Genomic DNA, 19,247 nt, shown 5'->3' on the forward strand with positions numbered 1-19,247 from the left:
CTTCTATTTTTAATTCCATTTATTTTTTAAACCATAAATCATTCAAAAATCCAGAAAAGATTAAGAATGAAACCATCACGACATGGAAGGTTATAACCATGCCAAGCAACTGAATCCAACGGTTCTCAGGAAAAGATGGTTGCCCTGCTTTTTTCCGTTCTTTATTGAGGTTTTTTTTCTTTCGAACCCAGACATCATTAATGACTAAGCCCACTCCATGAAAGAGCCCATAAACGATATAAAACCATGTTATCCCATGCCAGAACCCCATAAGGAGCATGTTCAGGACATAGGCGACACTTGAAGTCACATTTCGATTCTTAAAAAGCTTCTTTCTCGTCATCACCATGACCATGCGCATAAAGACAAAATCACGGAACCAGAAGGATAAACTCATGTGCCAACGATTCCAAAACTCTTTCAAATCTCTTGACAAGAAAGGTTTGTTGAAGTTAATCGGACTACGAATTCCCATCAGATTTGAAATTGCCAAAGCAAACATAGAGTAACCTGCAAAGTCAAAGAAGAGTTCCAAACCAAATGCATACATGACTGCGACTACATAATAGTTAAAGACGCCACCTGTCTGTAAAGCTAGATTCTTTAGAGGTGGTAATAAAATCTCGCCTAAAATATGAGCTAGGATAAATTTATACAGGAACCCCCACATGATAAACCGAACAGACTCAGCAAGCATATCCATCAACTCATCGCGCTCTGGAATCGTCTGATAATTTTCATTAAAACGTTTGAAACGATCAATAGGACCACTTGAAAATGTCGGCATAAAGAGAAGAAAACGTAAATACTCCCACATTTTCAAATCCTTAATAACTCCATCTCTCAGTTCGATGATGATTCCCACTGAACGAAAGGTCAAATAAGAGATTCCTACAAATCCCAGGAGAGACTGTGTGCCGTTAATAACTGGTTGCACCTTGACAAAGATGATGGGAAGCAACGATAATAGACTCACCAAGTAGAAAATCCATTTGCCATCTCGGACTTTTCGATACTGCTTATAAAAAAGTACCAGTAATATTTGCCATATCAGATAAATTCCTAAGGCAGCTATTTGATTAGTCTTGCCCCCCGTCAACATAGTAACGATAAAGAACAAACTAACCAATATTTCATACCAGGCAAAACGTTTTTTGAAAAAAAGTCCGATAAAGATGGGCAAGGTAGCCGTAATTACGTACAAAAAGTACTGTGGATTCCCATATGGCTCAATATGAGGAAGCTGTTTAAGAAGCTCCATCATCTATTGTTTACCTCGCTAATCAACCCTTTGATGTCGATTTTGCCATTTGGAGTTAGCGGCAAGCTGTCACGGTAGAGGAATTTTGAAGGCATCATATAAGACATCATAATATCCTCCAAATCTTCCTTAATGGCTTTCGTGATATCAATTTCGCGTTCAAATTGTTCTTTGACACCGTCTTTTAAGATGACATAGGCCAAAAGATTTTGGACCTTGTGATCTTTATTATAACGTGGAACTGCGACAGCCGATTCGATATACTTCGATTTGTTCAAGTTTTGAGAAACATCTTCTAGCTCAATACGGTAGCCGTTAAACTTGATTTGGAAGTCCATCCGTCCACCATAGAGAAGGAGACCTTCATCCGTCATGGTTCCAACATCTCCTGTATGGTAGGCCGGAAGACCTTCAAATTCGAAGAAGGCTTCTGCTGTTTTCTCAGGATTATTCATATAACCTTTTGAAACAGCCGGTCCAGACACGATGATCTCACCTTGCTCACCATTTGGCAATTTATTGCCTGCCTCATCGATGATAAAGGTTGGAGAATCTTCTTTGGTGTAACCAATTGGTAGACGTTTCAGAGTCGCTAACATCTCATCTGTAATAGCCACTGCCGACAAAGCAACAGTTGCTTCCGTTGGTCCATAAGCATTGATGATGCGTGCATTTGGAAAACGCTCGCGCAATTTTTGAGCAGTTTTAACTGTCAACTCTTCTCCATCAAAGTAGAAATGGGTAATCCCTGGCATCTTTTCAGCATTGAGATCTTCAGACAGCATGGCCATATCTGCAAAAGATGGCGTTGAAGTCCAGATAGCAATCGGAAGTGAAAAGATGGTCGCAAAGAGTTGCTTAAAGTCTTGAGTAAGGGCTGATGGGAGGGCAAAAAGCGTTCCTCCAAGAGCCAAGGTCGGTGCCCAATACATGACAGACAAGTCAAAGGAATAGGGTGGTTGCGCCAACATTTGTGGACGCTCTGGCGTCGCAAATTCCTTGTCTGTAATCATCCAGTTGGTGAAGCTAAGCAAGTTATCATGCGAAATTTGCACCCCTTTTGGTTTTCCAGTTGTCCCTGATGTAAAGATGATGTAGTAGTTATCATCTCCTTGAACTGGATGTTGTAAGTCATAGGCATGCTGAGCTGCATAAGCTTCACGCACTTGCTCCAAGGACATGATTGGAGCAACTGGGTTTTCCAATGGAAATTCATTGATGGCAATAATCAAGCTTGGCTCAGCTACTTCAAGAATAGCAGACACGCGCTCCAAGGCAGAGTGACTATCAATTGGGATATAGGCATGGCCAGACTTTGTCAAGGCCACAAAGGTTGCTAACATTTCATATTCTTGGCCACCAAAAACGACTACAGGAGATTTTTCAGGTAAATCTAGTTGATCGATTGTTGCAGCCAAACTATCCGAATCAGCCTTCAAATCACCATAGGTACGTTCCTCACCAAGAACGTTATAGACTGGAAAGCTAGGCTGAGTTTGGGCGAAGTACTCAATCGCTTCAATCATATCTTTTATCGGTTTATTAGGCACAGTTCGTTTTCTCCTTAAAGTTAAAATTCATTATAGATAAAGCTACCTTGAGCCTGACCGAGATAACTAAAAAAGTAAAGTAGGCCCAAGAAAATGATAAAATACAAGGCTGTCCGACCAAGAAAGAGGTAGAGTTCATTTCTCTGTTTCATCAAGAAAAACCTTTCATTCCTGTAATTTCCAACTAAAATAAAATCAATTTCTTACTAACTTATTTTTCTGCTATTATACCACTTTATATACTATTTTTTCAATTGTTTGCCGTCCATTTTCACTACATTTCACCAACATTAAATTGTTCCATATGATGCCTTCTAATGATAGCTTTAAGGCTTTTCAGTATAGATTATATTGGGAGCTATAACAAAGTAGGCTCTATACTACCTATAGAGGACTTCCCCACTATAAATATTATAGAGCCTTATCTTATGTCTCACTTTATCGATAGAATCCCCTTTATCTAGAGATTTTTATAATATGTAATCTTAAAATTCACTATAGATGAAATCTTGAATGTTCGAAAAATCAGTTACAAAACAGTAGATTACGATGCTTAAAATAACTGTGTAGAAAAACAAGGTCCACAATAGTAAACGATGTGTGTCAGTTAGTTTCATTTGCAAATTTGTAAAGTTCTTTTTCAACTTCCATCCATCCTTTCACCCCAACGTGCATCACGTCAAATAAAAAGTAATCTTCATACTCTTTATTTCCATAGTTTAACACCGTAGCACCGTGGCTTTTGGCAATACTTTCTATTTTTTTGTAAGTTTCTTCACGCATTTCTCGTGAAACACCTGTGTAATCATTCCATTTACCATTTACAGGAAAGATAATGACTTCAACTTCAATTCCCAATTCCTTAGCAACTGTCAAGAAGAGTTCCATATCTGAATACTCTGGTGACTCTATGTAGCTCAAGTCTTTGTTAGAATCTTTCAACGAAGCATAGCGGTCTCTCAAGTAGGTATTGTAGTAGTTATTATCCACAGCATAATCATTGTTATCTGTTTTCTTTTTAACTTCTTCTACAAACTTCTTCGTCATCTCCTCCCAATCATAATCCGGCGTTTTATCTCCTAGTGCAGGATAGTCTGATTTGGCATGATTTTCATAGAATTTTCGTTTAAGCTTAAAGGAATAAACGGCATTGTCAAGCTCCAACAATTTTTTATCAATGATTGTCCCTTTTCCTTCTATAAAATAGCTTTTATACTTTTTATAGATATCATTTTGTTGTTTGTTTCCTTTGGTAATCTCAATAATGCGATTAATCAGTTTTTCTTTGGTTTCCTTACTGATTTTCTCGTTATCTAGCATGTGGAAAATATGTTCCTGAGAAGCCTTATTTAAAAAAGCATCTTGATGGGTTCCATCCTTTTCAAACCATTGAACAGACTCTACGATGGCTACTTTTCGCTTACTCATAGCTCCTTCAATCGAGCCCAAGGTTGTAGCTTGAATGATATTTTGAGAATAACTGGTTCCTATCTGCATAATATTAAAATCATTGTAGTTAAAAATTTTATTGGGATGGTAATCTTCATTTATCGTCGCGACTAACTCTGAGGAACCCAGTAGAACTAGTGTATTGGGAGTGATATTACTTGTTAGAATATCTCTACTTTTATACTTTTCATAAGAAGTGCTGTAGCGAATACTATTGTCCTTGACTTTATAATAATCATCAACCTTCTTAACATATGTCACATTTAAAAGGGCAAGTGTCGCAATTACGAGCACAAGCGATAGTAAAAATGCTTTTAACTTAATCATCTCGTTTTGTCCAATCTCCTTGATTTAGCAGATTTCTTTAAATTTCTTTATCTACTTAAAATTGTCCTGATTATCTTATAAGGTTCACCTGAAAAGATAAAGAAACCAACCATAACTAAATTCATGGTCACAAACCAACTTATTAGCTTGTACCAAGTTTTATTTTTATGTTTCTTATAAAAAGTACTTTTCTTTTGATAAATTTCAAATCCAGACATCAAGATTCCATGGTAAAAACCATAAGCGATGTAGCTAACACTAATTCCATGCCAAAATCCCATAACCAACATATTGACCATATAGGCATAGGCTGCATTGTGTAATCTATTCTTAAACCATTTTTTTCTGATAACCTGCATCAAAACTCTTGAAAATACAAAATCTCTCAACCAAGTTGACAAGGTAATGTGCCATCTAGTCCAGAAATCCTTGATATCAACACTCAAGAAAGGTTTATTGAAATTCATCGGTGTCTGAATGCCCAAAATATTACTGCTCCCAACAGCCATCAAACTATAACCCGCAAAGTCAAAGAACAGATAGAATGTATACAAGTACATATATTTGAGTGAGTAGACAACTGTACCAGTATTGCTTAGAGCAAGTAGCATCTGGTAAACATAGGTTGATAGAACCACCTTGTAGAGAAGGCCTAGAACAATGCGATAAATACCATCACCTGCTAACTCTAGGTAGTCTTTTCTAGGCATGACTTCATTGATCTCTTTTAGAAATCTTCTGCTACGATCGATTGGTCCCGAACTAACTGTAGGGAAAAAGAGTAGAAACTGAAGATAATCTTTTACACTGATTTTTTCTTTGATTAAACCATCCGATATTTCCAGCATGATTTGGATAGTTTTAAAGGACATATAAGAAATCCCAATAAAAGACAACAAATGTAGCTGAGTTATGGCAAAGACTTTATTGACCACTAAAGGTAAAATGGATAATATAACTAGAGGTTTTAACCGTTTTGATTCCATTCTTTGTGCTATGAAAACTAGGACATATTGGTAGATGATGAAAGCCAATAGATAAACAACCATGGCTTTACTCTTACCATAGATGGCTCCTGCAAATAAAATTGACAGACTTAAGATATAATAATCCTTACGCTTGCCAAAATAGTTTAAAACAAAGCTAATCAGTAAAACCACAAACAATAGAAGGAAAAACTCATTCCCCTCAAAATAATTCATACCAGATGGACTCCTTTTCTCTTTTTCTCATCTCCTGATTTGTCATTTTAGGATTAGTCCCTATCATATTATCAAGGATAATTAACTTTATCCATTATATCATAATTTAAAGACTATATACTTCTATTATCCAATTTCCTAAAATAAAAAAACAAATGATTCTTACCACTAAACCCCAATAACGAGACAAAATTATTTATAAAACAAATAAAATCCAAGAGTAAAAAATTAGCTTGACTCAGCTGTTCCCATCAAGTCTCCTAAATATATTCGTTACCCCTTACATTTTCTCCTTCAAGCAGAACATAATATAAAAAATGCCAGAATAACCCTCACTACTATTCAAACACAGCACTCCCCCTTTGGGAATTTTTATGCTAAAATAGTAGCTATGGATAAAATTATTAAAACTATATCAGAAAGCGGAGCCTTTCGTGCTTATGTTCTTGATAGCACTGAAACCGTCCGCACTGCTCAAGAAAAACATCAAACTCAAGCTAGCTCAACTGTTGCACTTGGCCGCACCCTTATCGCCAGCCAGATTCTCGCAGCCAATGAAAAAGGAAATACCAAGCTAACGGTTAAAGTTCTTGGAACTAGCTCTCTAGGAGCCATCATCACCGTAGCTGATACCAAGGGGAACGTCAAAGGTTACGTTCAAAATCCTGGTGTTGACATCAAAAAGACTGCAACTGGTGAAGTTCTAGTCGGACCTTTTGTCGGCAATGGTCAATTTCTCGTTATCACAGACTATGGTACTGGAAATCCTTACAACTCCATGACTCCTCTCATTTCTGGGGAAATCGGTGAAGACTTGGCCTATTACCTGACTGAAAGCCAACAAACCCCTTCAGCAGTCGGCCTCAATGTCCTTTTGGACGAGGAAGATAAGGTCAAGGTTGCAGGTGGTTTCCTAGTTCAAGTCTTGCCAGGAGCCAAGGAAGAAGAGATTGCTCGCTTTGAAAAACGCATCCAAGCAATGCCAGCTATCTCAGCCCTTCTGGAAAGTGAAGACCATATCGAAGCCCTCCTCAAAGCTATCTACGGGGACGAGGCCTACAAGCGTCTTTCTGAAGAAGAAATCCGTTTCCAATGCGACTGCAGCAAAGAACGTTTTATGAAGGCTCTTTCTAGTCTGCCAAGCTCAGACTTGCAGGAAATGAAGGACGAAGACCACGGGGCAGAAATCACTTGTCAATTCTGCCAAACTACTTATAATTTTGATGAAAACGACCTGGAGGAACTCATTCGTGACAAATCTTAATACACCTTTTATGATTGGTAATGTTGAGATTCCCAATCGTACCGTTTTAGCGCCTATGGCTGGTGTAACCAACTCAGCCTTCCGCACCATTGCTAAAGAACTTGGGGCAGGCCTTGTTGTCATGGAAATGGTCTCTGACAAGGGAATCCAATACAACAACGAAAAAACTCTTCACATGCTTCATATCGATGAGGGCGAAAGCCCAGTTTCGATCCAACTATTTGGTAGTGATGAAGACAGCCTCGCACGCGCAGCAGAATTCATCCAAGAAAATACCAAGACCGATATCGTTGATATCAACATGGGCTGCCCTGTCAACAAAATCGTGAAAAATGAAGCTGGCGCTATGTGGCTCAAGGATCCAGACAAGATCTACTCTATCATTAACAAGGTCCAATCTGTCCTTGACATACCCCTCACAGTTAAAATGCGTACAGGCTGGTCTGATCCATCCCTAGCTGTGGAAAATGCTCTCGCCGCTGAGGCTGCAGGTGTCTCTGCTCTCGCCATGCATGGCCGTACCCGTGAGCAAATGTATACTGGTCACGCAGACCTTGAGACCCTTCACAAGGTTGCACAAGCTCTGACAAAAATTCCATTTATCGCTAACGGTGACATTCGCACTGTCCAAGAAGCCAAACAACGCATCGAAGAAGTCGGTGCTGATGCTGTTATGATTGGACGCGCAGCTATGGGGAATCCTTACCTCTTCAATCAAATCAATCACTACTTTGAAACTGGAGAAATCCTTCCTGATTTAACCTTTGAAGATAAGATGAACATCGCCTACGAGCATTTGAAACGCTTAATCAACCTCAAGGGAGAAAAGGTTGCGGTCCGTGAATTCCGTGGACTCGCTCCTCACTACCTCCGTGGAACATCAGGTGCAGCTAAACTTCGTGGAGCTATCTCACAAGCAAGCACACTGGCTGAGATTGAAGCACTATTGCAATTGGATAAGGCTTAAAATCCAAGAAGAAAACCCGTAACTTCAATAGTTTACGGGTTTCTTGTTTTTAGGGGGCAATTTAAAGTACTCAAGACTATGGTTGAATCAAAGCAACGCTAGATACAGTTCCATCTGCGCCTGTTGTAATTTGGATGATTTTTCCACCACCAATTTTGGCATTATATTTACCATCATCAAGGGTATAGGCATAGCCTTGGATAGAGTAATTTTCTTTCTTACCATCACTAGATTCTACTGTAAATTGACCACCTGATGAAACAGTGATAGTCTCGCCATTAGACCCCTTCCAGTTGCCAGCTGCGGCAGAGAAATCTCCATCAACCATGGTTAGAACACCCTTGTAACGTTTGTTGTGTTCTGCTTGCTTATCTTGAAGTTTGCGGTCAGTAGTTGGATCATAAGTTGACTGGCTAGTCTGTGCTTGAGAACCTTGTTGATTTGAGGGAGTTTGCGAAGATGCCTGTTGGTTAGAAGCTTCTTGGCTCTGTCTTGTTTCTTGTGCTGGTGCTGGTGTTGCTTGTGATTGGTTAGCAGTAGTCGTTGACTGATCAGAAGAAGCTGCCTTAGCTTTTTCTGATGAAGTTGAACTTGAGGACTTCTGAGTTTTGCTATCTTTACTAGAAGAACTTGCCTTAGAACTAGAAGATGCTTGTGTTGTCTTGCTAGAACTATCACTTGTCGCATTTTCTTTCTTATTACCACAAGCCCCCAATAACAATGTTGAAGCGAGTACAGTTGCGGCCATCAATTTGATAGAAGTTTTAGTTTTCATGTTATGCTCCTTTTGTAACACTTTTGAAATGTTGAGAAATATATTTGTAACATTATTGTAATATTTGTTTTGAAATTTGTCAACTACTTATCTAAAATTTTTTAGAATTATTTTTTAGTACATTTATTTCCTTATCCCTCCTATATCTTTTATTCGTAAAGAATTAAAAAAACAGGAAAATTTTTCCTACTAAAAATACTATATTTTACAAGCGTAATCGCTTGCATTTTTTTCTTGAAGGGCTATAATAAAATTGAGATAGGATATTGGAGGTGTAGGCTTATGTTAAGCAAATATTACAAATATCTTCCTTGGTTGATTATTGGTGCTTTCTCTTCTTATGGGGCTGCTACTCATTACGCTCAAACAACATTTGATTTATTCTACTTAACTGCTATTTTCATGATTGTCTATGTAGCTCTAATATACTTACACGAACATTATTTAAAATATAAATACAAAGATTTATTCATTCGAACCATGAGTAATTCTAATAAAGATAAACATCCTTAATTAGTAAAGCAGTCAAATAGCATCAAAAAAGAGGTCGGGAAAAATCCCGACCTCGCTTTTTTATGACTAATGAGTCTTTGACACGATGGCTGAATTGACTTTTGACACAAACTGTATTTTCTCTATTCTCAAGCTCAACCAGTCATCGGATTTATTGAAACATCCCAAGACCAAGACTAGGAAACCGAGACTTGGTCTATCGATTTCTGTCCCCAATCTTTTTATTTTAATCGATAGGTTTTTCTTGGTTTCTTTTTAGGCACTCGTTTGAGCCCGACTTCTTCTACATATTCTCCGTATTTTACGAGAAAGTTATTGCTGACGATTGGTCGTCCTGGGTTGATAAGATTGACCAGTTCAGTCCCTTCATAGACAGTGAACTCCTCCTCCAGCAGATAGAGGAAGGTCGGATTCCAGTCAAGACGTCCTTGGATTCGTTTGATAGATTCTTGGATAATGGCATAATGGTCAAAGGCGAAGTCTTGCTCCCCCAGCTCTAGTCCCTCTAGGAAGCACTTGCCCGTCTGAAAATCGACATCGACAAAAACCACATCCTTGGCATCATCTCCAGCTTGAACCAGATCAAGTGCGCGGCTAGGTAGATACACCAAATGGGCGATAGTAACCGTCCAGCCCCGCGGATCACGACCTGGAGTAGATACTGTCATCAACTGTTCGATTTTTTCCAAAGGAAGGTCAAGGTTGACCTCCTCTCTCACTTCACGCTGACAAGCATGCCTTGCATCTTCGCTCTTATCCATAAAACCACCGACCAAAGCCAAACAGTTTTGATAAGGATGGGCCTTGCGACGAATTAGCAAGAGTTTGATTTTCCCTTCCACAAAGCAATATGCTACCATATCCACCGTCACGCTTGGTTTTTCATACTGAGGAAGATCCTGTTTGCAGTACCAGTCTAAAAATTCCTTCTCAGTCGCATGAATCTCAAAATATTCTCTTTCTGTCATTCCAGCTGGGATTATCGTTTCAGTCATCTTATCACTCCTTGACAGCCTTAGTCCATTGGTACCAACCGACTAGACTATTGAGGGTGTAAACCCAGTACATACCTTGGATATGGATGTTTTCACCCCACCAGAGATAAATACTAAAGAGATTGGTTGCAATCCAGAAAATCCATTGCTCACGGTAAAGACGTGTCATCAAGAGCTGACCAACACCATTGGTCGCATCCGTTACACTATCACGGAATGGACGAGCACTATGGATACTTTGGTAAGCCAAACCCATGCCAATCCAGATGAGAGCTGTCAAGACCAAGTACTTGAGCCAATCAACCAGACCAAGTTTCTTAGCTTCAAAGTGAGACTCCTCTGGTTTTCCTTGTTCATTGATCCGATTAGACAACCAAGCATAGAGACCAATAGGCTGCATGACAAAGAAATAAACTGTTGTCAAAACTTCGCCGTAGAAAGTAGCATTCATAGATAAGACCAAGTAGATTGCAGAGTTAATAGCTCCAAAAAGGTAGTTACTAGCTCGACCTTCAGCTACTAAGATAACGCAGACAATCCCTGTCCAAGAGGCTAAGAGACCAACCCAGTCATGACTTTCCGTGTTTTGTGTAAACTCCAGAATAAGAGGGACACTTGATAAAACAATCAAATAGAGCCACTGGAAAAGACTGCGTCCCACAAAGAGGTCTTTCCAAAGCAAACGCATAACTCCTGCAAAACCAATTTTACGAGCTTCTGCGTGAACATTTTTAAAGTTTGCGATAAATCGAGTAATTTTTTCAGTTATTTTTTTCATTTTCTTCTCCTAATCTGCTTGGTAAATGACATCGATAGCTACTTTTGCTGCTTCATAATTTCCTAGATAATCATCAGCTAGATAAACATGAGGGATAGTAGCTAGATATTGCTCCCTCATCATATCCAAATGCTGAGAAAAACTATGACGGATATGGTCTTCTGCCATGGTCATGTCTCGAAAACCATCATTAACATAAGAGCCAACAGGTTGCACAAAGAGGATTATATCCCACTTTTCCTTTGCTAAGATGGAAACGAAGAGATTATCAAAGGTCTCTACGGACAGATCCCCCTGCTCTTCAGTTTCCATGTAGTAATCGTAGTAGCCCTTGGTTACCAATGAGTTGGTATCTGCAATGACCAAGCCTCGATTGGCATTGCTATCGATTAACTTGGAAGTTTGATCATATTGCCCCAAAAGAAGGTAATAATAATCTTTTGGGGTAAGCTCATCATCTCGGACATTATTTTTTATCTGATACTCACGAGCATATTCCAGACTGACTGGCGCATCGTAAAAGCGAGCTAAATCCTTGGCTAGAGTTGTTTTCCCATTACTCGCACTTCCCATAATCAACACTTTTTTCGTAAACTGACGGCGGAATGGTTGAGCGATATATTTCCAATATTTACTTGGATTTTCTCGAATCATGGTAGCCGAAATTCCAAATTTTCTTTCCTGTAGAACAGTCTCAAAACCACGTTCTGACAATTCTTGTTGGTATTCGGACTCTCCTACAAAAAAGATAAGCTCCTCACTAGTCTGGTCATAGGAAATGGCCTGCAACATCTGTTCCAACCACTCCTGCCAGCCCATCGGATAGCGTGGAATATTGCTTTCGTCAAGTTTACAAACAGAGGTCAACTCATCATCTCGAAAAGCTTCACGAATATAGCGAAATCTCTTTTGTAGTGTAAGCCCTACCTGTTCACCACGATCTCCCTTATAACCTGAAACTACCACCCATACAGCATCGCATTGACGTTTTGCTCTTTGGATTAAATCAATATGCCCTTGATGTAAGGGAGCAAAGGTGCCAAAAACAACCGCTATACTCTTTTTCATATCTGTTCAACCTTTTTATAACTTTTTATATTTTATATTATAATTCATCTTCCCGTCTTTGTCAACACTTTTTTATTGTTTTTTATAAAAACATTTTCTACATGATAGGATTTTTTTCTTGATATACAAAACCTGATCAGGAGAATTCTGTTTTGAACTCCTTAAACTAAATGCAAAATCCAAGTCCTTATTTGAGTCACAACTTTCCAAAAAAGAGGCTGAAACAATCTGTTCCAACCTCACAATTTTAAACAATCTCAAATTTTAATTGACCAGCTTTAACACCAATCTTCAGAGTCTTGCCAGCTTCCAATTCACCTTTTAGGAGAAGCTCTGCTAGCTTGTCTTCTACTTCTGTTTGCAAAGTTCTGCGAAGTGGACGAGCTCCCATCTCTGGATCATAGCCTTGCTGAGCTAGGAGTTTAAGGGCAGATGCTTGGAGTTTCAAGTCAATTCCTTTTTCTGCCAGGCTTGCAATCAATGGTTTGACCATAATCTTAACTACTTCCTGCATATCTTGACTTGACAAGCTATGGAAGACTACCTTCTCATCAATACGGTTGATAAACTCTGGACGATAAGCCTTTTTCAGCTCCTCAAACATCCGTTTTTCCATATTTTCTTGATCAAAACGAATATCCTTAGCTCCAAATCCAACTGTTTTGTCATCACGAAGAGCTGTCGCACCAAGGTTTGATGTCATGATAATGATGGTGTTTGAGAAGTCAACCTTGCGACCTTTACTATCTGTCAAGACACCATCATCCAAGACTTGCAAGAGTACATTAAAGATGTCTGGGTGGGCCTTTTCTACCTCGTCAAAGAGAAGTACTGAGTACGGTTTATTGCGAACCTTCTCGGTCAACTCTCCACCTTCTTCGTAACCTACATAACCTGGAGGAGCTCCGTTGAGACGGCTGGCTGCGAATTTCTCCATATACTCACTCATGTCAAAACGGATAAGGGCTGATTCGTCATCAAAGAGGACTTCTGCCAAGGCCTTGGCCAATTCGGTCTTACCAACACCTGTTGGTCCTAGGAACATAAAGGAACCAATTGGACGTTTGTTATTACGAATACCTGATTGGTTACGGCGAATGGCACGACTGATACTAGATACAGCCTGTTCCTGCCCAATCACACGCTTGTGGAGTTCAGCTTCAAGATTGAGATACTTCTTGGCATCCGTTTGTGTCAATTTTTGAACTGGAATACCTGACAAGCGACTCAAAGTTGTCAAAATATCAGATTCTTTTACGACATCTTTGTAAACAGGTGCTTCCTGCTCTTTTGAAATGAGTTGAGCTGCTTGCTTCCATTTGCCATCCATCAAGGCCTTATCAGCTGGTGTTAAATCTGACTCTTCTTGTTTAGCGTGTTTTGATTTATTTTGCACTGTTGCTGCCGCTTCGTCCAATAGATCAATGGCTGAGTCTGGCAAGTGACGGCTTGTCAAATAACGATGTGCCATTTTGACAGCTGTTTCGACAGCATCGTATGTAATTTGAACATGGTGGTGCTTCTCATAAGTTGCTTTCAAGCCCTGCAAAATAGCCATACTATCTGCTAAACTTGGCTCCTCAATCATCACCTTTGCAAAGCGACGAGAAAGAGCTGCGTCTTTTTCGATGTGCTTTTGATACTCTTCCTGAGTAGTCGCACCGACAGTTCTCAGAGTTCCACGCGCCAAGGCAGGTTTTAGGATATTGGCCGCATCCAAGGTCGAATCAATCCCACTTCCTGAACCCATAATGGTATGAAGCTCATCGATAAAGAGGATGACCTTGCCATCTTCCTCGATATCTTTGATGATATTGTTCATACGTTCTTCAAAGTCACCACGGAAACGAGTTCCCGCAACCACATTCATCAAATCAAGCTCTAAAACTCGCATCTTAGCCATTTCATCAGGTACATCCCCGTTGGCAATACGTTGCGCAAGACCAAGTGCCAAAGCTGTTTTACCCACACCCGCATCTCCAACCAGGACAGGATTGTTTTTAGTTTTACGACTCAGAATTTGAATCATACGAGAGATTTCTTGGTCACGCCCGATGACTGGTTCCAATTTACCTGAGCGAGCTTGCTCCGTAAGGTCATGCGTATAATCTTCCAAACCTCCACTTGGTGTCTGAGGCATACCCATCATATTAGCCATAGAATTTTGCTTGTCCGCTACCGTACGATGGCGTTGACGAAGGGCCTTCAAATCATCTCTAGTCCAACCAGCACGCGCTTCAAGACTACGACGAAGTCCAGCAATCTTGACCTGATCCTTCTGATCTTCGTAAGAAAATCCCGCTTTTTCTAGAATACGAGTAGCCAAGGCATTGCCATCATGTAAGATAGCATAAAGCACGTGCTCTGTTCCTAATACCTTGGCATGAACGACAGAAGCAACGTGCTCTGCTTCCAACAACAATACCTTCAAACGGTGTGAAAAAGGCAACTCCTGATAATTTTCCTTATCGCTATACTTTGTTTCAGTCAGCTCTACAGCAACTTCCTCCAAACGATCAATCTCATATGGAAATTCGTTCAAAGTCGCCCCAGCTACACTGTAACCATGATTGGCCATAGCAATCAATAGGTGCCATGACTCTAGGTATTCTGCCCCAAAATGACTGGCGACCAGAAAGGCACTTTCTATACATTCTCTCAATGCTTTTGAATATTTCATTTAGTTCTATTTTCCTTTTCTATCTACCTCTTGTAATAACTGCCGGAGCATATTGGCACGGATAAGATTGGCATCATCGCCTAAAACTCGGTCTGTCGCCATTGCTAATAATAGATTCATCTCCTGACGAGTCACTAAATCCTGCTCAAACAAGAGTCTTAAAACATCTTCAAAGATAGCTAGGCTAACTTCTTCACCTACCGAATACAGTAAATCGCGGAGCATTTCATGGTGGTTTGAGAATTCAATCCGACCAATGCGAATATAACCGCCACCTCCTCGCTTACTTTCAACTAAATAGCCTCTGCTTTCAGTAAATCGAGTCTTAATCACATAATTAATCTGGCTAGGCACGACTTGAAAGGTATCCGCTAATTGGCTTCGTTGCAATTCAACCATACCCGACTGCTCCAAAATCGCCTTGATATAGGCCTCTATATGGTCTGATGTATTTTTAAATCTCATAGAACGCCACCTCTTTCTTTGAACCTTGACTATCTTTGACTATACTATCATTTAACACTCTATAAGTCAAATTTTTAGGGCTCAGCCCTTGAAAATACTGACTTTCTTTAAAAATAATTAGGCATTAAATCGACTTAGTTTTTTCTGAAAATTCCTTAAAAAATCCATAAAAAGAGCCCTGAAAAGGGCGTAATGTTGACGAGTTCAGCAGGCAAGAAACTAGCACGGTCAAACGTGCTTTTTTATTACCTAGTAATATTATAGCATATCCAGAAAACTCTCTCAATCATTAGCAATAGCTCCAATGTTGAAGTATAATGATACTATAACTCTTGCAGAAGCTAAGATAGCCTATCTCAGGAAAGTTTAGAAAGATAAGAGAATTTAATATAAAAACATTTAGTTCTAGCCAATTAATATTTCTGGTTTCACTATTTTAAAAACAATAATTAGGAGTAAATAATTATGAATAAGACTGGTAAAGAAAACTTAGTAATGATTAATGATGAAGAATACGTACATTGTCCAGTTTGCGGAACATTGACCGCTGTTTATGACATTTGTGATCATTGTAATTGGCAAAATACGGGGGAAACCAACATTGATGGAGGCCCAAACAAGATGACACTAGCAAAAGCTAAGGAAGCTTACGTTAAAGGGATTCCAATAATATAACACTATAGTACTACAAAATAAGGAAAATAAAAATGAAACTTAGAAAGTTTAACAATAAAGTTGTAACGATGACAGACATTGATAACCAGACCTTTGAGGGAATTTGTATTTTTGAAGATAAGGATACTTTTGATGAAGAGTATGATGCTTTATCTGTTAAAACAGGTTTACGATGGACGAGATTATTTGAAAATGAAATTTTAAAAGTTGAAGTTGCTGATAACATCGACCAGTCAAAAAGCTCTTAGATTTGTTTCTAAGAGCTTTTATTCTACCAGTAGTTTTTAATCGTGATATGTCAACAATGCCCCTTCTCGATAATTATGGGCAAATTTTAGTAAGATTTCACTCTTTATACGGTCATACTCTGTTTTATCAATATCCAGTGAACTATAAAGTTCTTTCAAAGTCTTCTTTTGTTTTTGGGGAACAATAAATAAATTATAAAATATCTCACGTTTCACATCATCCAAGCTACTACTATAAGACTCTATCATATTTACGATTTCTATCGCTTTGGCTTCAAATGATCCTGGAGTTTCTCTAAGATTGGCTAACTTCTTCAGTGACTTGTAACTTTTCAAAAAACGATATGCTTTTTTAGTCGTTTCTGTGTTGTCTATCTCCATTGTTGCTCCCTGTATATTTAAATAAATGCAAATACAAACAGATATTTTATGACTTTCTATCTGAGAAAAAATCTCTCCAAAACGAATTTTCGCTATCAAAAATTCTAACTTCTTCTTCCGTCATATTGTGAGGATAATCAAGAAAAAGGTTATAAATTTTTTTCTTATCAAAGCTGAACAGAAACTCTCCTATAACACCTATTTTATCAATCCACCAAACTTTTGACTCTTCACTATCTTTGTAAAAATCACTGTACCCTTCAAGATTGGACTCCGAAGTAATGAGTTCATCTGTTTCATCGGATGAGTCTGGTTTGTTATAGTCATGTAGTTCATTATTTAACATCATTTAATCACTTTTTGTTATCTCTTAAAATTACCACCAGGTAAATGATTTCTCGCTTGGTAATTCTCCTCTATCCCACATCTGCTTCACTGCTCCACGAGTCTTGTTTGCATAATAAGGATAACCTAGTTCTTTATCATAATTCGACTCGATGACAACTGTAACTTCACCAGTCTGCTCATCAATCTCAATCATACCTGGGTCACGGTTTTCCGGAATATACCAATATCCTAAAATACTAGAATTAAAAATTTTAATTAGTTTAAGCATTGCTTTTTTCCTATATTCTAAAGTCACTCAAGTCATTTAGTACCACACAACTTGTACTGGCCTTCATAATCATAACCAACGACACATATGTTCGATAAGAAACAAGCACCTCGGCCATTAACATAAAATTTAAGATCTGTGTCTAAATATTTTTTAATTTCTTCTTTTTTCATCACATCACCATAGGTCAATTATATCACTTTTTATCTATCAGAATTCCCATTTATAGACAAAAAAGAGATGGCAAAGTATCAACCTCACCAACTCTAACTCTCTATTTTTCTACTTATCTAAGCCTAATTCTGCCAAGATTTGCCGTTTATAGGCAATTTTTTGAACTTCCTTGTCTTCAGTTTCAGACCAGTCGAGTTTGACTTCAGAAACAATCTGTCCAGGCCTATTTTTCAAGATATAGATACGGTCACTAAGATTGAGGGCTTCCTCGATACTATGCGTAATGATCAAGGTCGTCAACCCTAGCTGTTTGTGAATCTCCAGATACCAAGCATGAAGTTCCATCTTAGTCATCTCATCCAAGGCGCTAAAGGCCTCGTCTAGAAGAAAGAGCTTGTGCCCAAAAAGGTAAGTACGGAGTAAGGCCACACGCTGTCGCATCCCACCGCTGAGTTCATGAGGGTACTTGTCTCTTACAGCCGTCAACTGGAAGGTAGCAAGGATTTCATCCGCTTTGGCAATAGCTTCTGCCTTATCCACCTTTTGGATCAAGAGAGGCAGGTTGATATTTCCTAGCACAGTCTTGTGCTCCAGGAGCAGATCCTTTTGTAGCATATAGCTCACGCACCCCTTGGGATTTTCCTCACCGTCAAGAATGATTCGGCCAGACTGGACTTCTAAAATCCCTGCAATCAGGTTAAAGAGAGTGGTCTTCCCTACACCACTGGGGCCTAGGATAGAGACCACTTCACCTGAAGTCACCTGTAGGTTAATATCCTCTAAGATCTTTTCATCATCGTAGGCATAGCTTACGTGTTCTAGTCTAATTTCTGTCATTATTTTACAAATTCGTTGGTAAATCCTTTATCTGTCAAGTCTTCCTTGAGGATTCCATTTTCTTTATCCCATTTGTAGAAGGCATTCCAGCGATCCGCATCAAATTGTCCCCATTTGTCCTTGTCGCTTGCGTATTCTTTTGACAAGTATTTCTGAGATTCGATGACAAAGTCACGTTTATCCTTGAGCTCAGGTGCATTCTTGATCAGGGTATCTGCAGCTTCTTCTGGGTGCTCCATAGCGTATTGGTAGCCTTTTTTGATAGCTTGGATGACTTTACGAGCTTCTTCTTTATTGTCTTTCAGATAGTCGTTGTTTGCGATGATAACTGGTGAGTAGTAGTCAAACTCCTTGACGTAGTCTTTCAAATACATAAAGTTGGCATCCACACCTTGTGATTTAGCTAGAATTCCATCCCAACCATAATAAATCCAAGCAGAGTCAAAAACGCCGTTGGCAATCGGTGTGATAGAGTTTGAGTCGTTATTTGGCACTTTTTCAACCTTCTCAAAGTCTCCACCCTGAGATTCTACTAAGGTTTTCAACATAGCAAGCTCAGTTGGATCATTCCAGGTTCCGTATTTCTTTCCGACTAAGTCTTTAGGACTATTGATATTGTCAGACTTACGAGAGATAATCCCTGATGTGTTGTGTTCTACAATCGCTGCAACGGCAGTAATGCCTGCCCCCTTTTCCAATTTCTTAGCCATGTAATCTTGGAAGTAGATAGCAAATGGCGCCTTGCCATTGATAACTAAGTCTGACGAGCTTTCTTCAGGTGGCAATTTCAAATCAACATCCACTCCAGCTTCCTTGAAATAACCTTTTTCCTTAGCTACATAAAGCCCTGTATGGTTGGTATTTGGTGTCCAGTCTAGGATAAAGTCAATTTTTTTGAGTTCTGCTTCTTTGTTATCCTTAGAAGCAGTTCCTTGGCCACAGGCCACCAGCACGACAGCTACAAGGGCTGTTACAATCGTTAAAAACACTTTCCATGTTTTCTTCATTTTTATTTCCTCTTT

Annotated in this window: 22 protein-coding genes; 5 read left to right on the forward strand and 17 right to left on the reverse strand. The window is 39.1% G+C overall.

The genetic code is table 11. From position 1 onward, the window contains the following. Positions 1-19: 19 nt before the first annotated feature. The 5 genes from dltB (QM887_RS07440) to dltB (QM887_RS07460) form a co-directional block, all read right to left on the reverse strand. Positions 20-1,264 carry a D-alanyl-lipoteichoic acid biosynthesis protein DltB gene (gene dltB, locus QM887_RS07440; protein WP_414271140.1) on the reverse strand — a complete coding sequence of 415 codons (1,245 nt, stop codon included), beginning with the start codon at positions 1,262-1,264 and terminating at the stop codon, positions 20-22. Then, positions 1,261-2,811 (reverse strand): D-alanine--poly(phosphoribitol) ligase subunit DltA, encoded by a 1,551-nt coding sequence (gene dltA, locus QM887_RS07445; protein ID WP_414271141.1) that lies wholly within the window; start codon positions 2,809-2,811, stop codon positions 1,261-1,263. Before dltA ends, dltB (QM887_RS07440) begins: the two co-directional genes overlap by 4 nt. Positions 2,812-2,831: 20 nt before the next feature. Next, positions 2,832-2,963, reverse strand: coding sequence for a teichoic acid D-Ala incorporation-associated protein DltX (locus QM887_RS07450; RefSeq protein ID WP_261035223.1), 132 nt, complete (start codon positions 2,961-2,963; stop codon positions 2,832-2,834). Positions 2,964-3,414: 451 nt separating this feature from the next. Beyond that, positions 3,415-4,587, reverse strand: a complete 1,173-nt coding sequence (gene dltD / locus QM887_RS07455; protein WP_414271142.1) for a D-alanyl-lipoteichoic acid biosynthesis protein DltD — start codon at positions 4,585-4,587, stop codon at positions 3,415-3,417. Between the two features lie 47 nt (positions 4,588-4,634). After that, positions 4,635-5,789, reverse strand: a complete 1,155-nt coding sequence (gene dltB / locus QM887_RS07460) for a D-alanyl-lipoteichoic acid biosynthesis protein DltB (protein WP_414271143.1) — start codon at positions 5,787-5,789, stop codon at positions 4,635-4,637. Between the two features lie 391 nt (positions 5,790-6,180). On the opposite strand from dltB (QM887_RS07460), the gene hslO reads away from it, so the two are divergent. Both hslO and dusB read left to right on the forward strand, forming a co-directional pair. After that, complete coding sequence (hslO, locus tag QM887_RS07465; RefSeq protein WP_414271144.1) at positions 6,181-7,053, forward strand: Hsp33 family molecular chaperone HslO; 873 nt, start codon at positions 6,181-6,183, stop codon at positions 7,051-7,053. Next, on the forward strand, positions 7,040-8,020 hold the full coding sequence (gene dusB / locus QM887_RS07470) for a tRNA dihydrouridine synthase DusB (RefSeq protein ID WP_414271145.1): 981 nt from the start codon (positions 7,040-7,042) through the stop codon (positions 8,018-8,020). The genes hslO and dusB overlap by 14 nt, the downstream gene beginning before the upstream one ends. 76 nt (positions 8,021-8,096) lie before the next feature. On the opposite strand, the gene QM887_RS07475 is transcribed toward dusB, so the two are convergent. Beyond that, entirely contained in the window at positions 8,097-8,795 is a 699-nt protein-coding gene (locus QM887_RS07475; protein ID WP_414271146.1) for a hypothetical protein, read from the reverse strand. A 282-nt stretch (positions 8,796-9,077) separates the two neighbouring features. Here QM887_RS07475 and QM887_RS07480 point away from each other — a divergent pair, with 282 nt between their 5' ends. Continuing rightward, positions 9,078-9,308, forward strand: coding sequence for a hypothetical protein (locus QM887_RS07480; RefSeq protein ID WP_414271147.1), 231 nt, complete (start codon positions 9,078-9,080; stop codon positions 9,306-9,308). Between the two features lie 221 nt (positions 9,309-9,529). Here QM887_RS07480 and QM887_RS07485 read toward each other — a convergent pair whose 3' ends face one another. From QM887_RS07485 to QM887_RS07505, 5 genes are all read right to left on the reverse strand, one after another. Beyond that, positions 9,530-10,303, reverse strand: coding sequence for an NUDIX domain-containing protein (locus tag QM887_RS07485; protein ID WP_414271148.1), 774 nt, complete (start codon positions 10,301-10,303; stop codon positions 9,530-9,532). 4 nt (positions 10,304-10,307) lie between these two features. Then, a complete protein-coding gene (pnuC, locus tag QM887_RS07490) occupies positions 10,308-11,081 on the reverse strand; it encodes a nicotinamide riboside transporter PnuC (RefSeq protein WP_414271149.1) in 774 nt (257 codons plus the stop codon). Positions 11,082-11,090: 9 nt separating this feature from the next. Then, complete coding sequence (locus QM887_RS07495) at positions 11,091-12,149, reverse strand: AAA family ATPase (protein ID WP_414271150.1); 1,059 nt, start codon at positions 12,147-12,149, stop codon at positions 11,091-11,093. Between the two features lie 247 nt (positions 12,150-12,396). Continuing rightward, positions 12,397-14,829: an ATP-dependent Clp protease ATP-binding subunit gene (locus tag QM887_RS07500; protein WP_414271151.1), complete on the reverse strand. Its 2,433-nt coding sequence runs from the start codon at positions 14,827-14,829 to the stop codon at positions 12,397-12,399. A gap of 6 nt (positions 14,830-14,835) precedes the next feature. Further along, positions 14,836-15,294 (reverse strand): CtsR family transcriptional regulator, encoded by a 459-nt coding sequence (locus tag QM887_RS07505; RefSeq protein ID WP_001211286.1) that lies wholly within the window; start codon positions 15,292-15,294, stop codon positions 14,836-14,838. Between the two features lie 465 nt (positions 15,295-15,759). Between QM887_RS07505 and QM887_RS07510 the strand changes: the two genes are divergently transcribed. Both QM887_RS07510 and QM887_RS07515 read left to right on the forward strand, forming a co-directional pair. Beyond that, complete coding sequence (locus QM887_RS07510) at positions 15,760-15,969, forward strand: CPCC family cysteine-rich protein (RefSeq protein WP_001044018.1); 210 nt, start codon at positions 15,760-15,762, stop codon at positions 15,967-15,969. 32 nt (positions 15,970-16,001) lie between these two features. After that, positions 16,002-16,217 (forward strand): hypothetical protein, encoded by a 216-nt coding sequence (locus tag QM887_RS07515; protein ID WP_414271152.1) that lies wholly within the window; start codon positions 16,002-16,004, stop codon positions 16,215-16,217. Positions 16,218-16,253: 36 nt separating this feature from the next. Here QM887_RS07515 and QM887_RS07520 read toward each other — a convergent pair whose 3' ends face one another. The 6 genes from QM887_RS07520 to QM887_RS07545 all read right to left on the reverse strand — a co-directional run bounded on the left by QM887_RS07520 (position 16,254) and on the right by QM887_RS07545 (position 19,232). Then, positions 16,254-16,697: a hypothetical protein gene (locus QM887_RS07520; protein WP_414271153.1), complete on the reverse strand. Its 444-nt coding sequence runs from the start codon at positions 16,695-16,697 to the stop codon at positions 16,254-16,256. Continuing rightward, on the reverse strand, positions 16,645-16,947 hold the full coding sequence (locus QM887_RS07525; protein ID WP_414271154.1) for a hypothetical protein: 303 nt from the start codon (positions 16,945-16,947) through the stop codon (positions 16,645-16,647). The genes QM887_RS07520 and QM887_RS07525 overlap by 53 nt, the downstream gene beginning before the upstream one ends. Before the next feature lie 27 nt (positions 16,948-16,974). Next, a complete protein-coding gene (locus QM887_RS07530; protein ID WP_414271155.1) occupies positions 16,975-17,214 on the reverse strand; it encodes a hypothetical protein in 240 nt (79 codons plus the stop codon). A 32-nt stretch (positions 17,215-17,246) separates the two neighbouring features. Beyond that, complete coding sequence (locus QM887_RS07535) at positions 17,247-17,387, reverse strand: hypothetical protein (RefSeq protein ID WP_414271156.1); 141 nt, start codon at positions 17,385-17,387, stop codon at positions 17,247-17,249. Between the two features lie 109 nt (positions 17,388-17,496). Continuing rightward, positions 17,497-18,225: an ABC transporter ATP-binding protein gene (locus QM887_RS07540; protein ID WP_414271157.1), complete on the reverse strand. Its 729-nt coding sequence runs from the start codon at positions 18,223-18,225 to the stop codon at positions 17,497-17,499. Next, positions 18,225-19,232, reverse strand: coding sequence for an ABC transporter substrate-binding protein (locus QM887_RS07545; protein ID WP_414271158.1), 1,008 nt, complete (start codon positions 19,230-19,232; stop codon positions 18,225-18,227). The genes QM887_RS07540 and QM887_RS07545 overlap by 1 nt, the downstream gene beginning before the upstream one ends. Between the last annotated feature and the right edge of the window lie 15 nt (positions 19,233-19,247).

Origin of the sequence: Streptococcus infantis, assembly GCF_047460875.1 — a bacterium.
GTDB classification, from domain to species: domain Bacteria; phylum Bacillota; class Bacilli; order Lactobacillales; family Streptococcaceae; genus Streptococcus; species Streptococcus infantis_AA.

Coding starts and splice junctions, on each gene's coding strand:
- dltB (WP_414271143.1), bottom strand. CDS start 5,789: ATGAATTATTTTGAGGGGAATGAGTTTTTCCTTCTATTGTTTGTGGTT.
- hslO (WP_414271144.1), top strand. CDS start 6,181: ATGGATAAAATTATTAAAACTATATCAGAAAGCGGAGCCTTTCGTGCT.
- QM887_RS07540 (WP_414271157.1), bottom strand. CDS start 18,225: ATGACAGAAATTAGACTAGAACACGTAAGCTATGCCTACGATGATGAA.
- QM887_RS07510 (WP_001044018.1), top strand. CDS start 15,760: ATGAATAAGACTGGTAAAGAAAACTTAGTAATGATTAATGATGAAGAA.
- QM887_RS07525 (WP_414271154.1), bottom strand. CDS start 16,947: ATGATGTTAAATAATGAACTACATGACTATAACAAACCAGACTCATCC.
- QM887_RS07450 (WP_261035223.1), bottom strand. CDS start 2,963: ATGAAACAGAGAAATGAACTCTACCTCTTTCTTGGTCGGACAGCCTTG.
- QM887_RS07495 (WP_414271150.1), bottom strand. CDS start 12,149: ATGAAAAAGAGTATAGCGGTTGTTTTTGGCACCTTTGCTCCCTTACAT.
- pnuC (WP_414271149.1), bottom strand. CDS start 11,081: ATGAAAAAAATAACTGAAAAAATTACTCGATTTATCGCAAACTTTAAA.
- QM887_RS07515 (WP_414271152.1), top strand. CDS start 16,002: ATGAAACTTAGAAAGTTTAACAATAAAGTTGTAACGATGACAGACATT.
- dltB (WP_414271140.1), bottom strand. CDS start 1,264: ATGATGGAGCTTCTTAAACAGCTTCCTCATATTGAGCCATATGGGAAT.
- dltD (WP_414271142.1), bottom strand. CDS start 4,587: ATGATTAAGTTAAAAGCATTTTTACTATCGCTTGTGCTCGTAATTGCG.
- QM887_RS07545 (WP_414271158.1), bottom strand. CDS start 19,232: ATGAAGAAAACATGGAAAGTGTTTTTAACGATTGTAACAGCCCTTGTA.
- QM887_RS07535 (WP_414271156.1), bottom strand. CDS start 17,387: ATGAAAAAAGAAGAAATTAAAAAATATTTAGACACAGATCTTAAATTT.
- QM887_RS07485 (WP_414271148.1), bottom strand. CDS start 10,303: ATGACTGAAACGATAATCCCAGCTGGAATGACAGAAAGAGAATATTTT.
- QM887_RS07480 (WP_414271147.1), top strand. CDS start 9,078: ATGTTAAGCAAATATTACAAATATCTTCCTTGGTTGATTATTGGTGCT.
- QM887_RS07500 (WP_414271151.1), bottom strand. CDS start 14,829: ATGAAATATTCAAAAGCATTGAGAGAATGTATAGAAAGTGCCTTTCTG.
- QM887_RS07530 (WP_414271155.1), bottom strand. CDS start 17,214: ATGCTTAAACTAATTAAAATTTTTAATTCTAGTATTTTAGGATATTGG.
- QM887_RS07505 (WP_001211286.1), bottom strand. CDS start 15,294: ATGAGATTTAAAAATACATCAGACCATATAGAGGCCTATATCAAGGCG.
- QM887_RS07475 (WP_414271146.1), bottom strand. CDS start 8,795: ATGAAAACTAAAACTTCTATCAAATTGATGGCCGCAACTGTACTCGCT.